Here is a 14,570-nt window from a genome sequence, read left to right on the forward strand (position 1 = left end):
GCCATGCCGGACGGGCCGAAGGTCGGGACGACCTCTACCTCTTCGGTGGCACGGGCCTTATCGCTCTGCCCGACGGCTTGGATGTCGGCGGACAGATCGTCCGCGACTGATTACGATAAGCCCCCGGTTCACGCCAGGGGCTTATCGTTGCGTAATTCAAGAATGGCGGAAGCGCCCCAAAATCATCAATACGATTCTGGCGTGACGGCCGGAAATTTGCTGGTGCAGCGACTTTACAGGGCCTGCGGCCACTGTTGGGCGGCGTGCATGACAGTCAGGATTTCGACGGTCTCGCCATTGACGTGATAGGGGATGATATAGGGTATATCAGCCAAAACGAGCTCCCGCGTCGTCTTGATGCGTCCGATGCGACCCATGGCCGGTTGCTCGGCCAGGTGCTCGGCCGCTGACACAATGCGCGCTACGACACGGCCGGCGGCATCGGAGCTGTCTTTCTCGATGTGGGCGCCGATTTCGTCAAGCCGCCGCAACGCCCGCTGGGTCCAGCGGATTCTTTTACGGCTCATGATTGGCGGGCGGACTTGACGTATTTTCCGACCACGGCAGCTACATCATGGTCACTTGCGAATTCGCCGCGCTGGGCCTCGGCCAACCCGGCCTCTATTTCAGCCAGCTGCCACTCTTCCCGGGCCACGAAGTCCTCAATGGCCTGTGCGGCCACATAGGAGCGTGAGCGGTCAAGCTTTTCGGCGAGTTGGTCCAGCCTGTCTGCGGTTTCGTCCGGCACACGGACGGTGAAGGCGGTCATGGGGGTATAACTTTCGTTGGTTCACTATGATTATTGTTGAACCAAGCTGGTTCGTCAAGTCTGTGATTAGCTTGAATCTCGAACGATAATCAATTCCGTTGGCCTGCATCGAGCCCTTGGTATCGACGTGAAAACTGCCCGCATGTCGGTTTCCGGACCACCTCGGCGTGGGACGGCTTGTCGACTACTTAGCGAGCAGCATTTCCAAGCTGCTTGAGCCTTGAGACAAAAAAGCGCCCCTGCGCAACAAGACGATTCTCGGGGGACGAAACGCTTTCACACGGTAGGGGTCGTTCGAATCCTGTACCGCCCACCATATTTTTCAATAATTTACGCAATCCAATCTCGTTAAATTTCTTTCATGTAACTTTCATGTAGCCGAGACACGCCAGTCTACCAAAGTCGGTTGATCTACCGCGCCGCAGGGGCTTTGGTGGTGGTAGTATAAAGACTCAACGATATGATTATGTGAGAGGGTTCGGGTAATTGGGGCAGATCGCGTACAACGCGGCGATAGGGGACATGACCGAAGCGTTCTCGGCCTCGGATGCCGCTTGGCTGAGTATTTGCAATGCGCCGCTCGGGACATGGCGAATGCCGCGCACGGCCTGGCCGGCGGTGCCCAAAACGTCAATCCGGGGTCTACGATTCTTCGCGCACGCACCTGGATTTACAGGTCAGCTTCCTGGCCCGGAGAGCTACGCACACACCCGCCTGAAGATTGATGTGGTCAAGGCTGCGCGGGCAATGGGCTTTCGGGCGGAGCTTGAGGCCTGGGGGACAGACGGAGCAGGCGCCGAATGGATAGCAGACGTGCTGGTGTTTCTGGCTGACGGCAGGCGGGTCGCATTCGAGGTTCAACTCTCAAGCCAGCACTTGGACGATTTCCTAACCAGGACGGAGCGCTATCGGCGCTCTGGTGTCACGTGTTGTTGGATCATGTCTGAGAGGCCCGTCGCGTGGCGTCTGACAAAGGCCCTCAGTTACAAAAATAGCCAGTACCGCCGGGAGACTGGCGAGGTCTTATGCGATTGCGAGGAGTTAGTGCCATTTGCAATAGAACTCGCGGGAAAGGACGCTTACCCCGATGTTTTGCCACCGGTCAGATTCGGCAGAGGCCGGCACATAAAGCGGATGGCGCTGACGGAGGCCGTCGCCGGCATGCTGCACGGATTTCCTAGCTGGCAGCTGCCTGACTGGCATTGGAAAGCGTCTCAAGTATCGGTTGATTGATGCTCGGTCCATACCGAGGGACCTAGCCCGAAAAATTCAGGGTGGTTGGCGGATGTGGCGCAAGCCGTTGAAATGACGTAGGATTTGGTTGCTAAAGCCGATCCGAATCATTTCCCGGAGACGACACCCGCCATGAATGATCTACCTGCCGCTGAGCGGTTTGTCATCAGTGGGCGGCAAATCCGTCATCGCTCGTTTTGACGGCGGCATGCTGTCGTCGAACAGCGGTGTTCTGGCTCTGGCCGAGGTGGAAAAACGACTGCGGGTGGCCGACCGTCTGGCGCGTTGCATCGATGATCCGCGCTGCCCGGACCAGGTCGTCCACAGCCTGGCGGACATGATCGGCTTTCGCATGAAGATGATCGCCGCCATCACCGCAGAGGTGGCGATCCCGACGATCGGTATCGGCGCCTCGGCAGCCTGTGACGGACAGATTCTCGTCGTCGACGACATGTTGGGCACCTTCGGCGACTTCCGGCCCAAATTCGTCAAGCGCTGTGCCGAACTCGGTGAGATCGCCGGGGAGGCGATCGCGGCCTATGCGCAGGAAGTGCGCGACCGCCGCTTTCCGGGATCCGACCATGTCTTCGGCGATGCGCCAAGGTCCGTGAATGGAGAAGAAGCCGGATGATCATTCCGATCGCACGAACCGTCGCCGAGTTGCGCATGGCTGTGGCCGGATGGCGTCAGAAGGGCCTGAAGGTCGCTGTCGTGCCGACTATAGGTGCCTTGCATGAAGGCCATCTGAGCTTGGTGCGAACCGCGCTCGCCAAGGCCGACCGGGTTATCGTGACGCTCTTCGTCAACCCGAAACAGTTTAACAGCGCGGCCGATCTCGCGGCCTATCCGCGCACTGAGCATGACGATGCCGCCAAGCTTGCGCCGCTTGGCGCTCATCTGCTCTACGCGCCAAATGCAGCGGACGTGTATCCGGAAGGTTTCGCCACTACGATCTCGGTGAGTGGGGTGAGCAGGGGCCTGTGCGGCGCGTTCCGTCCCGGCCATTTCGACGGCGTGGCAACCGTCGTCGCCAAGCTCTTTCTCCAGACGCGTGCTGATCTCGCCTTCTTCGGCGAGAAGGATTTCCAGCAACTGCACGTGGTTCGCCGGCTCGTCCGCGATCTCGAGATTCCGATCGAGATTGTAGCATGTCCAACGGTACGTGAAGCCGACGGCTTGGCGATGTCGTCGCGCAATGTCAGGCTCTCGGCCGAACAGCGCTTGGCAGCGCCAAGGCTCGCCGAAGTCCTCTCCACCTCGGCCGGGCGATTGTCGGCGGGAGCGCCGGCGGAGCTTGTGCTTGCCGAGGCCAGGCAAGCGATCCGCGCTGCCGGTTACGACGAAGTCGAGTATCTCGAGCTGAGAGCAGACCAGGACCTGTCGCCGCTTTCCGCCGCGGACCGACCGGCCCGCCTGATCGTCGCCGCCTGGCTCGGCGGGACGCGGCTTATCGATAACGTCGGCGTTCTGCCCGGGCAGCGCAAAGGCGAGCTGCTCGCGGCAGCTAATGCCGCATGATTGAGCAGCCGCAAGGCTTGGACAAACGTGCGTCGTCAAAATGACCCAGACAAATAGCAGGAGCAGGGAGCAGATATGGTCTTTCGATTGAAGGAGCTCCTCGCCAGGAAGTTCGAAGAAGAAGTGCAATTCTTCAAGGGCTGGCAGAAGGACAGGAAACGAGTGGGCGCGCTGATGCCAACGTCCGTTCATGCCGCGCGTCGTATGGCAAGCGTTATCAATCCGGCATCCGGATTGCCGGTTCTTGAGCTGGGCGCAGGAACTGGCGTCATCACCAAGGCAATCCTGGAAAGGGGCATCAAGCCGCATCAGCTGGTTTCGGTCGAATAATCCAAGGATTTCTATCATCGTCTCACACGACGCTTTCCAGGGGTGGATTTTCGATTGGGCGATGCGTTCGCGCTGGAGGAAGTGCTGGCCGAGCGGCGCGGGGAGCAATTCGACTGTGTGATAAGTGCGGTGCCGTTGCTGAGTTTTCCGATGGAACAGCGCATTGCATTGCTTGAGGATTTGCTTGCCCGAATTCCTCGCGGGAGACCTGTCATTCAGATCACCTACGGACCTTTGTCGCCGGTGATCAAAATGCCCGACCGCTACGTCGTGTCTCACTATGATTTCGTCGTCCGCAACATCCCGCCCGCACAGCTCTGGACTTACCGACGAGCAGTCTGAGCCGCAGCACGCGCGGAAAGTGGCGGCATTCTGCAAAATCCTGCTGAAGGACACGACGGTGATCGTCACGAAATTAGCATCGATTGCGCTTTTGTAGCCGCCTCCGCTTGCGGAGGCGGCTATGCCTTTTAGCGCATACTCATTTGCTGCGGATTTCGCCCTGCGGACAATTGACAGCGAAGCCACCGCGGCCGCGAAAATCTCGCGACGGCGCTTCGATGCCGGGACCGGCCTGCCATTTTTGAGAGGTGATCCGTGCAGGTGCCTGACGCAAACCATGCAATCCCGTCCCTGACCATATCATAGCCATCGCCCTCTTTCAGCTGCCCAGGCCTCCTGACAGCCGGATCAATGATGACGATCCCCCTGGAGAATATTCTTCTTTGAAGAGCGGACGGTCTGCGCCGTCCTATGCCTCAGCTTGTACGATGGCCTCCTGGCCTTCCGTGCCACGCCAGTGAGGTTCGGTCACTCTACCGTGCAATGGCGTTCGGAAATACGACAGGCGAACCACAATAATCATGTTTAGGCTGAAGACTTCTCAGCGGACCGTGAAAAAAGGAAACGCGAGTTCTTCCGCTCCTTCAGAGGCCCCTCGAACTCGCTTTCTTTGGAGAAGGGAGATCGCTCGTCAGACGCTCCCATGTGGTGGTCGGCAAACCGCCGCAAAACGGTCACTCGCTGTTTTCGGCTGCATGTTTCCGGAGCTTCTCGAACACGAACAGCTTGCCAGCTTGCCTTCGCGCACGCTATCTTGAAGCGATCTCGCATTGGCCAGATGCGCCGCAATCGCGCTGGCAAGCATGCAACCCGTCCCGCGCATCGATGAGATCAGGCGCGGTGTGTCGAAGCGGATTGGTTCTTGATCGAAGCGCAACAGAACATCGGTTGATCGATGTCCCGATGCGTGGCCGCCCTTGATCAGCAGGACCTGCGGCCCGGCGGCCAGCGGCGCGTTCACCCTGGAGATCGGATACCACCTGATTTCGGGCGAAGACTTTACGCTGCTTGCCGGCGTTGCTGAAGACGTAGACCGGTGCATTCTTGTCAGCCAAAGCGGCTCTTTACATATTTTCTCGCCGCTTCGGTCAGCGTCGAACGATTTTTGACCTGTCAATCGCCGCGTAGGATATTTGCTTCGCGCGCGGCCGCGACGAAGGCTCTTCGGGCGGCGGGTGGATGAGCCTTACCCCGTAGTGCCTTCAAACAGGCGTCCATCGCTGCCCTGCGCTTCTCCGTCTGACGACCAGAAACCTGCAGCAAGATGGCGGCCGCATCATTGACATCGAATACGGCACGTTCTGGGCTGTGGCGGCCAATCTGGACCACGACTTGCCTCTCAAATCTCACCAAACCGGTCATCTCGCTGTCCCCCAAGCTCTACCAACCCAAAGCCGGCGATCACAGCCGGAAGAAAAATCGCGTCGACTGATCCCGCCTGCGGGTTGCCACGGTCGGTCGTTCAATCGAGAGCTTGGTACGAGGCGGATTTGCCATGTTCAATTCGAGCAGATGTTGGTCCAACGCTTTGTCCGCCGCCGTGAGGCGATGGTTCAGGCGCAGATAGTCCATCCAGGTCGGCGTGCGGAAGGTTTCTGTCCAAAGCGAAGGATCTTGAAGATCGCGTTGGAGATTCCAGTGCCGAGCACCGACACGGCTTTGCACTCGCCGTCGTTCCTGCATCCGGTCCAGGAAAGCTTCGACGTTCGCCTCCGGTATTGAGTACTCGATCTTGACGACGATTGGCCCGCTTCTCGGCTTCAGGTCGAGAGCGAGCTGTGGCGTTTCGAAGCCAAAAGGATCCTGATCAGAGTCTTGCCATTGACGGATAGGCATCAGGAAGCCGGTGGCCGCGACCACTACGAGCGCGCCAGCGGAAACCTCGAGGGCTAAGGTAAGCGAATAGTTCTCAGCCACTGTGCCCCACAGCCAACTGCCGGCTGCGATACCGCCCGACGAAAGGGCATAGTAGATCGAGAGCGTGCGACCAACGACCCACCTTGGGCTTGCCAATTGGACACTCACGTCAAGCCCCGTCCAGGTGACGACCCAGCCCCCTCCGCCGAGCGCCAGCGCAATAGCCGCCACCGCCACTGAAGTAGTGAGAGCAAGAGATAGACAGCACGCCGCACAGGCAATGCATGCCAGTGTTGTAAGCCGCTCCTGGGATAGCGACCGCCTCAAGACATTGTTGCAAATGCCGACGCACAAGGCGCCCGTCCCGAAGCCGGCCATCAGGATACCATAAACGATTGGTCCTCCCCCTAGTTGATCGCGGGCAACGAGAGGCAGCAGCGCGAGTATGGAGATGCTGGTCAGGCCAAAAAGCGCTCCACGCGCGATTGCCGCCTTGATCTCCGCCGACAGGGCCGTGAAGCGCGCTCCGTCATGGATGGCGGTGGTCAAAGGCTCGCGCGGGAGAGGTGAGGTGCGAACATCCCATTTGCGGCGCCCTAGGGTCCACAGCAGCGCTACATAGGTCAGTGTCGCCACAGCGAAAGCTGTCAGAGGTCCAAAGGAGGCAACGACGATGCCACCGAGCGCCGGGCCGACGCTTCGAATGGCGTTGTATCCAACCGAGATGAGCGTGACCGCGGCTGGGACTTCGCGTTTTCGTAAGATATCGCCCACCGACGCGTGCCAAGCAGGATCGGTGAAAGCGGCACCCGCTCCGGCCAAACAGCTGAATGCGAGAACCATCCATGGAATGAAAATCCCGAGGGCCGCAAGAACAGTCAGCATCGCCGAGGATAACGCTATCATGCACCAGCCAGCGAACATGAGATTGCGGCGGCTGTAATTGTCCGCCAGGGCCCCGGCGATGATCGACAGGACGAATATGGGGAGTGTCGTCGAAGCCTGAACCAAGGCGACCATCACGTCCGAAGTCGAGATGGTCGCCATCAGCCAACTGATGGCGACAGTTTGAATTAGCCAGCCAAGGCTGGCGACCTGGGTGCCAAGCCAGATCGATCGAAAGGTCGCATTCTCGAGCGGCGCAAATGTCGCCGACGAAGCTGGACTCGCATCTGCGCGCGGCACCCTGCTCATTGGGTTGAGCCCTCCCTCGGTCTATCGGTCGTTTTAGAGGTGCCCTCCCGGCGCACGTGCCCATGGAGGAATGGCACCATGAGCGCATTTTGTCGGGGCAGCGCAAGATATTTCTTTACCGCTGGCACTCTGGCGCAAGCGATTACTTCATCTGGAATTGCCACCAACGCGCTTTCATGATTGCTGGGTCTATGTCACGTCCTCGCGAAAAGAATTTCCCGGACTACGCATACCTGCCTGGCAAACATCCACATCCGGTTCGCGACCCCTTGGGTCACAGTTATCAAAGCGACCCGGTGACCGTTGTTGCGGTCGAGGAATCACTCGTAAGTCTTGGCCCTAAGCCTACAATCAGGCGTTCCCATATATGGCGCGACCGGCCCGCCCCATTCTGCAGCGAGCCAGGGCCATAGGGTTCTTTCACGACCTTCGGTAACGATGATCAAAGCGGATTTTCCGCTTAAGCGCTTTATTCAAGTTTTGGCCGTAGATTTCTCCCCAAGCGGGTGATCGTCCTGCGTGGGGGAAGAGCATGTTGAAAGTCTACACTTGCATTGCGACGCAGCATGATCTGCGTCTGGTCGCGCTAGCGGCCTTGATCTGCGCCCTGGCCTCCTTCACGGCCGTGAACCTCCTCCACCATGTCGGGCGCAGTGAAAGCGAAATGCGACGGATCTGGCTAGCCGTCGCCGCGGTCGCCACCGGCTTCGGCATCTGGGCGACGCATTTCATAGCCATGTTGGCCTTCCAGCCCGCCGTACCGAGCGGCTACAACATCGCTTTGACGATCATGTCGTTGCTGGCCGCGATCGCTTTGACCGGGACGGGTCTCACGATCAGTACCTCGCCACGCGTTCCACATGGACGCTGGATCGGCGGTGCGATCGTGGGAGGCGGCATCGCGGTGATGCACTACACTGGCATGGCCGCATTCGAGATCGCGGGCCGCGTCGTCTGGGATGTGCCGCTCGTCGCCGCCTCAATCATTCTTGGTGGGCTGTTCGGCGCGGCCGCATTGCCGGTTGCCCTTCACGCCAACACGGTCAAGTGGAAGGCGCTCGGCGCCCTCGTGCTGACGGTAGCGATTTGCAGCCACCATTTCACGGCGATGGGCGCGGCCGCAATCATGCCAGACCCGCGCATTGTCATTTCCGCAACGGCGTTGCCCGCGGACTGGATGGCCGCTGGCGTAGCCCTCGTTTCGATCGTCATCATCCTTTTGGCCATCATCGGCCTCGCCCTCGATGTGCGCGATCTCCGTCGCGCCGGCGAAGCAGCGCGCATGCAGGAGCTGGCCGACGCGGCCGTCGAGGGGCTGATCGTGTGCAACGAAACCGAGATCGTGGCAGCCAATCGCAGTTTCGCCGCGCTTGCCTGCGTCGACGGCTCTCAGCCGGCCGGCCGCCCGCTCGCGTCCTTCTTTCCCACGGTTTCCCAAGGCGAGCTCTCGGGCACTACGCAAACGCCGCTGGAGGTGGGACTATGCGCGACGGACGGCAGCACGGTCCCGGTTGAGCTGATCCGGCACAGCATCCTCTATGCCGGCAAGCAACACCAGGTTCTTGCCGTGCGCGATATCCGCGGGCGCAAGCGGGCGGAGGAAGAGATTCATTTCCTTGCCCACCACGATCCCTTGACCAAGCTTCCAAACCGCACGAGCTTTAACGAAAAGCTGGAGGCCGAGTTTACGACGCATCGCGGCGCTGAGCGGTGCCTTGCCGTCCTCTTCCTCGACCTCGACCGCTTCAAGGAGATCAACGACCTCTTCGGCCATCTCGTCGGAGACGCCGTGCTGCAGTGTGTGGCCGAGAAGATCAGGGGCGTCCTTAAGCCAGGGCAGATGGTTGCGCGCTTGGGCGGCGACGAGTTCGCTGTGATTGTTCCCGGTCTGCCGAGCGCGGGCTATGCGACGCGCACTGCTGAAGCCATCCTGGACGCACTCAACGACACAGGCGCTAACCTGCCCGCCGGTGTCACCATCGGCACCAGCATAGGCATCGCTGTATTCCCGAACGATGCACCCGATCGGGAGACCCTTCTGAGCCATGCCGACGCTGCGCTTTATGAGGCCAAGATGCAGGGCCGTGGCCTTTATTGCGTTTTCGAGCCGTCCATGGGTGAGCACCTGCGCGATCGCCGCCAGTTCGAGCACGACATCCGTCACGCGATCTCGCGCAAGGAACTCCGCCTCGTCTATCAACCGCAGGCGGAACTCCTGTCCAACAAGGTCTTCGGTTTCGAAGCGCTGCTCCGGTGGGATCATCCGGAACGCGGCGCCGTTCCGCCGGCCGTGTTCATCCCGATCGCGGAAGAGTGTGGCGCCATTCTGAAGATCGGTGAATGGGTGCTGCGGACCGCCTGCGCCGAAGCGGCAAGCTGGCAACAACCGCTAGCAATCAGCGTCAACGTTTCGGCCATGCAACTCCACGGCGGGAATTTGCCCGAGCTGGTCGGGGCAGTGCTGAAAGAAACCGGTCTCGATCCGTTCCGCCTCGAGCTGGAGATTACCGAAACTTGCCTGATCAAGGATATCGGGCGGGCGCTCTCTGCCCTGCGTCAGCTCAAAAGCCTTGGGGTTCAAATCGCCATGGATGATTTTGGCACCGGATACTCGTCGCTATCGAATCTGCGGGCATTCCCGTTTGATAAGATCAAAGTCGACCAGTCTCTAGTCCGGGCGGTGGATACCAGTGATGAGGCGGCTGCCGTCATGCGTGCGGTCTTTGGCCTCGCTCGGGGCCTCAAGCTCCCGGTCCTGGCAGAGGGCGTCGAAACGGACGCGGAGCTGACCTTCCTGCGGCAAGAAGCCTGCGATGCGATCCAGGGTTACCTACTTGGCCGACCCTGCCCGATTTCCGACTTCGCTCAGCATACGAGCGGCAAAGGCCTGACGCCCGCTTCCCGACGGCTGAGCAACCACGAACTGCGCGTGGTCAAGAACAGCGCGGCCTAGAGCAGATTCGACTTACACCGGGTCATATCCGGCTGCCTCGAAGTAGTTTCGGCATTCGGCCGGTTTGAAGGCGTCGAGGCAGTCGGCGATGACGGACCAGAGTTGATCGATGGAGCGGGCAGCTGCTTTTCTGAGTAGGGCCTTGAGCTTCGAGAACGCCATCTCGATCGGATTGAAGTCGGGCGAATAGGGCGGCAGCAACAGAAGCCGTGCGCCGGTCCTTTGGATGGCCTCGCGAACGCCGGTGATCTTGTGAGCCGGCAGGTTGTCCATGACGACGATGTCGCCGGGAGAAAGTTCAGGTGCGAGCACCTGTTCGGCATAGGCCAGGAAGGCGGCGCCGTTCATCGGCCCGTCGAGCAGCATCGGTGCGGTCAGGCCGTTCAGCCGCAGTCCAGCGGTGAAGGTCGTGGTCTTCCAATGACCATGAGGAACCGGCGCACGGCAGCGTTCGCCACGTTTGGCCCGCCCGCGCAGCCGCGCCATCTTGGTGGAGGCGGCAGTCTCATCAATGAAGATCAGCTTCTCGGGGTCGAGATCGAGCTGGCCGTCGAACCAGGCGCGACGGCGCGCCTTGACGTCGGGGCGCTGTTGTTCGCTGGCATGCGCCGTCTTTTTTTAAACGTGACGCAGCGCCTGTCGAGAAACATCCAGATCGTCGAAGGAACCACGCCCACGCCATGCCCGGCCGCCAGCCTCTCGGCAATCTCCGCCAGAGTGATGTCGGGCGTCTCCTCGATCAGGCCGAGGATGAAGGCTTCGTGAGGATCAAGCTTCGAGCACGACGGTTGGCCCTGCTTGCGGGCCGCCATCTCGCCTGTCTCGCGATAGCGGCGATACCAGTTCCCCGCCGTAGCAATCCCGATCCGGAACCGGCGTGCTGCCTCTCGCGTCGAAACACCCTCCGATATCGCCAAAATCACCCGACCGCGAAGGTCCGCACTCAAGCTGCGTGTCATCGTCATCTCCCTGCGAATCACAGGGAAAATGAAACAGACTTCCGCCACCGCGTGAATCCCAAATCTGACTCGGCGTTCACGGAAAATGCTCTAGTGCGGAAGCGGGTCGCACGTTCGTGGTAATACTCGCGAGCGTTCGTAGATGGTGCAGTGTTACGCAGGTCAACCGCTATGCCGAGATGGCGGCGCAATACGGCAGCGAGGTCCTAAGGGAGCATCGCGTTTCGCTATCTTCGAATTAGGGAGCCCTTGGCTTCCCAACTGAGCTGTCCAAATTTTGCGGTTGAAATTTACTTTTTTCCGAATTGTTCTGTGCTAGGGAACAAACACGCAGCTACTACTCTAGGGCGGGGGAGTGAAAGAGTGAGGCAGCGTCTCTCTGCCGCAAGGTTCGGTGACCTTCTGGCGGGAGACCTGCGAGTTTTTGGCGGGCCCTCGACAATCGAACCCCTTGCCAGCCGAATCAGGGCGGAGCAGGTCAGTCTCGTTCTTCGCAACACGCCTCTTGGCATGGTTGCGAACATACTCAATGCGGCCACTTTTGTTATGGCGCTTTGGGGCTCGCCCGACCAAACGAATGCCGTCCTCTGGGCGAGTGTTATCATCGTAGCCTCAGCTGTCGTAGGCTTAAGAGCGAGATCATCGTTTCAGTCAGTCAAACCAAGGTCAGTGTCTCGCCGGACAACGCAAAACCTGGTGCGCAACGCCTTCTTGTTCGGCACTTGGTGGGGAGCACTTCCCGTTCTGTTCTTCAGCGGGGCAACAAGCGCAGCCCAGGTCGTCATTACCTGCCTGAGTGCGGGGATGATCGCAGGCGGTGCCGCTTCTTTTTCCACAATTCCTATTGCGGCCGTCGCGTATACGCTACCGATCTTCGTCGGTTCGGCGGTGGCGATTGTGTGGGTGGGAGACGCCGTCAATCTGCCCGTCGCAATCCTGATAGTAAGCTACGCCATCACGCTATTTCGTGCAGTGCTTGCTCACGCGTTCGAATTTACCCAACGCTTCATTCTGCAAGCGGAAAGCGAAAATGCCATTCGCAGGGACATTCTAACGAGTTTGCCAAACCGGTTCAGCTTCAATGAGCGGCTGGACAGCGCGTTGGTGGACGCAAGGCAGTTTGACCAGCACTTTGCGCTACTTTTGTTCGATCTTAACAATTTCGACGAGGTGAACGATCGTTTTGGCCGAGCAATAGCGGATGTCCTTTTGGTCGAAGTGGCTGCGAGACTTCGGAAATCGACACGGGAGAGCGACGGCATTGCGAGATTGGAGGGCGACGAATTTGCAATAATCGCTACGCGCGATATCAGGCCAGATCAAATCGGGTCTTTAGCCAAACAGATCATAGATGCCGTGCGCGCGCCTTTCTTGATCGAAGGGCGCGAAATATATTGCAGGGCCTCTATTGGTATCGCTTTGGCGCCCACGGACGGTTTGGATGCCAACCAACTCTTGCGGTGCGTCGACACCGCGCTGTACAGGGCTAAGACGCTGGGGGCGGGCTCCATCCAGTTTTTCAGCGGAAGCGACGATGAAGCTGCTGCAAGGCGCCATGCCCTTGAACGCGATCTGGCATCTGCGCTGGCCAATGGCCAGCTTTCGCTCGCATTTCAACCCTTTCTCGACCTCAGCAGCGATCGCATCCGAGGTTTTGAAGCGCTTCTGCGGTGGCACCATCCGACCCTTGGCGCGATCCCACCGTCGGAGTTCATATCTATCGCTGAAGAAACGGGTTTGATTCACTCCATCGGACACTGGGTCGTCAAAACGGCTTGTTTGGCGGCTGCCCGTTGGCCGCACGACTTGCGGGTCTCCGTCAACTTGTCGGTAGTACAGCTTAAGAATAAAGCCTTACTGGATGGAATTGTGGTGGCCTTGGCTGAAGCCGGTTTGGAGCCCCGAAGACTGGAGGTCGAGATCACAGAAACTGTGCTGATTTCGAATTTTGAAGAAACGATTTCATTATTACAATCGTTAGGTTCTCTATCCGTAACAGTTGCTCTTGACGATTTTGGCACCGGCTATTCATCACTCACTTATCTTCGTAAATTGCCTCTTTCGCGGCTCAAGATCGACCGATCTTTCGTCCAGGATATGCTCACCGATGCGGACTGCGCCGCGATTGTAAGATCATTGGTTGAGTTGGCGCATGAGCTTCGAATTGAGGTAACGGCCGAAGGCGTAGAAACTCCCGAACAGCTCGACTATCTGCGCCGCGTCAGATGCGATGAAGCTCAAGGCTATTTAATCGGGAAACCTGTCGGGATCGGCGACATTCCTGGCATTGCTGCGAAGCAGTTTGGTCAGGAGCTAGGTGTTTGAATAGCAGAACCGGCACTTTGGGGGCGATGGTCTGGTTGTCTCGTATTCCGACGGTGACGGCCGCCTTCCTGGGGTATGCTGAAGGCTGCAAGTCCTAGTGCAAGCACTGGGAGTAGCCCTGTGACGAAGCATCTGATCGAGGTGATCACGTCGGTCGAGCAGCGCCGAAGCTGGTCTCGGGAGGAGAGGGGGGCGGCTGGTCGCAGCAACGTTGAGGCCGGGGCCAGTGTTTGGTCGCGCGATCGACCGGCATTCATATGAGCCAGCTTTTGCGGAGAGGGCAGAGCCGCGGAGTCTATGCCAACAGGCAGCTCATTAGAGAAATTGCCGCTCTCAGGAGAGGGAATCCCTCGTACCCGGGCTTGAAAATGCCGCAACGCTTGTACAAACGTGCGTCGTCACGACCCAGACAAATAGTGGTAGCAGGGAGTGGATATGGTCTTTCGATTGAAGGAGCGGCTCGGCAGGAAGTTTGAAGAGGAAGTGCAATTCTTCAAGGGCTGGCAGAAGGACAAGAAACGAGTGGGCGCGCTCATGCCAACGTCCGTGCATGCCGCGCGCCGTATGGCAAGCGTAATTAACCCAGCATCCGGATTGCCGGTTCTGGAACTTGGTGCCGGAACTGGCGTCATCACCAAGGCTATCCTGGAAAGGGGCATCAAGCCGCATCAGCTGATTTCGGTCGAATATTCGAAAGATTTCTATCATCGCTTGACGCGAGGCTTTCCAGGCGTGGACTTTCGATTGGGCGATGCGTTCGCGCTGGGGGAAGTGCTTGCCGAGCGGAGCGGGGAGCAATTCGACTGTGTCATAAGTGCGGTGCCGATGTTGAGCTTTCCGATGGAACAGCGCATTGCCTTGCTCGAGGATTTGCTAGCCCGCATTCCTGCTGGCAGACCTGTGATTCAGATCACCTACGGACCTTTGTCCCCGGTGATCAAAATGCCCGACCGCTACGTCGTGTCTCACTATGATTTCGTGGTCCGCAATATCCCGCCCGCACAGCTCTGGACATATCGACGAGCAGTCTGACGGCGCCCGACGCGCGGGAGACCGCGGGCCTTCGCAAAATCATGCCGAAGGACAGGAC

11 protein-coding genes and 3 pseudogenes are annotated in these 14,570 nt (G+C 59.2%); 8 read left to right on the forward strand and 6 right to left on the reverse strand.

Going from position 1 to position 14,570, the window contains the following annotated elements:
• Nucleotides 1–233: 233 nt before the first annotated feature.
• Both AC0V8S_RS36305 and AC0V8S_RS36310 read right to left on the reverse strand, forming a co-directional pair.
• The gene (locus tag AC0V8S_RS36305) at nucleotides 234–527 is read right to left on the reverse strand and encodes a type II toxin-antitoxin system RelE/ParE family toxin (protein ID WP_183455318.1); all 294 of its coding nucleotides are present in this window, start codon (nucleotides 525–527) and stop codon (nucleotides 234–236) included.
• A complete protein-coding gene (locus AC0V8S_RS36310; protein ID WP_111545633.1) occupies nucleotides 524–769 on the reverse strand; it encodes a CopG family ribbon-helix-helix protein in 246 nt (81 codons plus the stop codon). Before AC0V8S_RS36310 ends, AC0V8S_RS36305 begins: the two co-directional genes overlap by 4 nt.
• 522 nt (nucleotides 770–1,291) lie before the next feature.
• On the opposite strand from AC0V8S_RS36310, the gene AC0V8S_RS36315 reads away from it, so the two are divergent.
• The 5 genes and pseudogenes from AC0V8S_RS36315 (at nucleotide 1,292) to pmtA (AC0V8S_RS36335) (ending at nucleotide 4,192) form a co-directional block, all read left to right on the forward strand.
• Entirely contained in the window at nucleotides 1,292–2,002 is a 711-nt protein-coding gene (locus tag AC0V8S_RS36315; RefSeq protein ID WP_183455317.1) for a competence protein CoiA family protein, read from the forward strand.
• A 132-nt stretch (nucleotides 2,003–2,134) separates the two neighbouring features.
• Nucleotides 2,135–2,372: pseudogene (locus tag AC0V8S_RS36320) on the forward strand (transposase); the annotation flags it as partial.
• A gap of 45 nt (nucleotides 2,373–2,417) precedes the next feature.
• Nucleotides 2,418–2,633: pseudogene (locus tag AC0V8S_RS36325) on the forward strand (3-methyl-2-oxobutanoate hydroxymethyltransferase); the annotation flags it as partial.
• The gene (gene panC, locus AC0V8S_RS36330; RefSeq protein WP_183455316.1) at nucleotides 2,630–3,520 is read left to right on the forward strand and encodes a pantoate--beta-alanine ligase; all 891 of its coding nucleotides are present in this window, start codon (nucleotides 2,630–2,632) and stop codon (nucleotides 3,518–3,520) included. The pseudogene AC0V8S_RS36325 and the gene panC, both read left to right, overlap by 4 nt.
• Before the next feature lie 75 nt (nucleotides 3,521–3,595).
• Nucleotides 3,596–4,192, forward strand: a pseudogene (gene pmtA / locus AC0V8S_RS36335) (phospholipid N-methyltransferase PmtA).
• A gap of 631 nt (nucleotides 4,193–4,823) precedes the next feature.
• Here the strand turns inward: pmtA (AC0V8S_RS36335) and AC0V8S_RS36340 are convergent.
• From AC0V8S_RS36340 to AC0V8S_RS36350, 3 genes are all read right to left on the reverse strand, one after another.
• Nucleotides 4,824–5,153: a bifunctional hydroxymethylpyrimidine kinase/phosphomethylpyrimidine kinase gene (locus AC0V8S_RS36340; protein ID WP_475439077.1), complete on the reverse strand. Its 330-nt coding sequence runs from the start codon at nucleotides 5,151–5,153 to the stop codon at nucleotides 4,824–4,826.
• A gap of 152 nt (nucleotides 5,154–5,305) precedes the next feature.
• Nucleotides 5,306–5,554, reverse strand: coding sequence for a DUF982 domain-containing protein (locus AC0V8S_RS36345; protein WP_183455314.1), 249 nt, complete (start codon nucleotides 5,552–5,554; stop codon nucleotides 5,306–5,308).
• A 39-nt stretch (nucleotides 5,555–5,593) separates the two neighbouring features.
• Nucleotides 5,594–7,243 (reverse strand): MFS transporter, encoded by a 1,650-nt coding sequence (locus AC0V8S_RS36350; protein WP_183455313.1) that lies wholly within the window; start codon nucleotides 7,241–7,243, stop codon nucleotides 5,594–5,596.
• A 532-nt stretch (nucleotides 7,244–7,775) separates the two neighbouring features.
• Here AC0V8S_RS36350 and AC0V8S_RS36355 point away from each other — a divergent pair.
• Nucleotides 7,776–10,196 carry a bifunctional diguanylate cyclase/phosphodiesterase gene (locus tag AC0V8S_RS36355; RefSeq protein WP_183465759.1) on the forward strand — a complete coding sequence of 807 codons (2,421 nt, stop codon included), beginning with the start codon at nucleotides 7,776–7,778 and terminating at the stop codon, nucleotides 10,194–10,196.
• A 12-nt stretch (nucleotides 10,197–10,208) separates the two neighbouring features.
• Here the strand turns inward: AC0V8S_RS36355 and AC0V8S_RS36360 are convergent.
• Nucleotides 10,209–11,155 (reverse strand): IS630 family transposase gene (locus tag AC0V8S_RS36360; protein ID WP_464615147.1). Its coding sequence is split into 2 segments (ribosomal slippage): nucleotides 10,209–10,807 and nucleotides 10,807–11,155, totalling 948 coding nucleotides; the frame shifts between segments, so codons are not numbered across the junction.
• Between the two features lie 696 nt (nucleotides 11,156–11,851).
• Here AC0V8S_RS36360 and AC0V8S_RS36365 point away from each other — a divergent pair.
• Both AC0V8S_RS36365 and pmtA (AC0V8S_RS36370) read left to right on the forward strand, forming a co-directional pair.
• On the forward strand, nucleotides 11,852–13,480 hold the full coding sequence (locus tag AC0V8S_RS36365) for a putative bifunctional diguanylate cyclase/phosphodiesterase (protein WP_244662175.1): 1,629 nt from the start codon (nucleotides 11,852–11,854) through the stop codon (nucleotides 13,478–13,480).
• A gap of 435 nt (nucleotides 13,481–13,915) precedes the next feature.
• On the forward strand, nucleotides 13,916–14,512 hold the full coding sequence (gene pmtA, locus AC0V8S_RS36370; RefSeq protein ID WP_183455309.1) for a phospholipid N-methyltransferase PmtA: 597 nt from the start codon (nucleotides 13,916–13,918) through the stop codon (nucleotides 14,510–14,512).
• Nucleotides 14,513–14,570 lie beyond the last annotated feature (58 nt).

It is taken from the genome of Mesorhizobium oxytropidicola, assembly GCF_056174625.1.

Coding starts and splice junctions, on each gene's coding strand:
- AC0V8S_RS36345 (WP_183455314.1), bottom strand. CDS start 5,554: ATGACCGGTTTGGTGAGATTTGAGAGGCAAGTCGTGGTCCAGATTGGC.
- AC0V8S_RS36355 (WP_183465759.1), top strand. CDS start 7,776: ATGTTGAAAGTCTACACTTGCATTGCGACGCAGCATGATCTGCGTCTG.
- AC0V8S_RS36350 (WP_183455313.1), bottom strand. CDS start 7,243: ATGAGCAGGGTGCCGCGCGCAGATGCGAGTCCAGCTTCGTCGGCGACA.
- panC (WP_183455316.1), top strand. CDS start 2,630: ATGATCATTCCGATCGCACGAACCGTCGCCGAGTTGCGCATGGCTGTG.
- AC0V8S_RS36310 (WP_111545633.1), bottom strand. CDS start 769: ATGACCGCCTTCACCGTCCGTGTGCCGGACGAAACCGCAGACAGGCTG.
- AC0V8S_RS36305 (WP_183455318.1), bottom strand. CDS start 527: ATGAGCCGTAAAAGAATCCGCTGGACCCAGCGGGCGTTGCGGCGGCTT.
- pmtA (WP_183455309.1), top strand. CDS start 13,916: ATGGTCTTTCGATTGAAGGAGCGGCTCGGCAGGAAGTTTGAAGAGGAA.
- AC0V8S_RS36315 (WP_183455317.1), top strand. CDS start 1,292: ATGACCGAAGCGTTCTCGGCCTCGGATGCCGCTTGGCTGAGTATTTGC.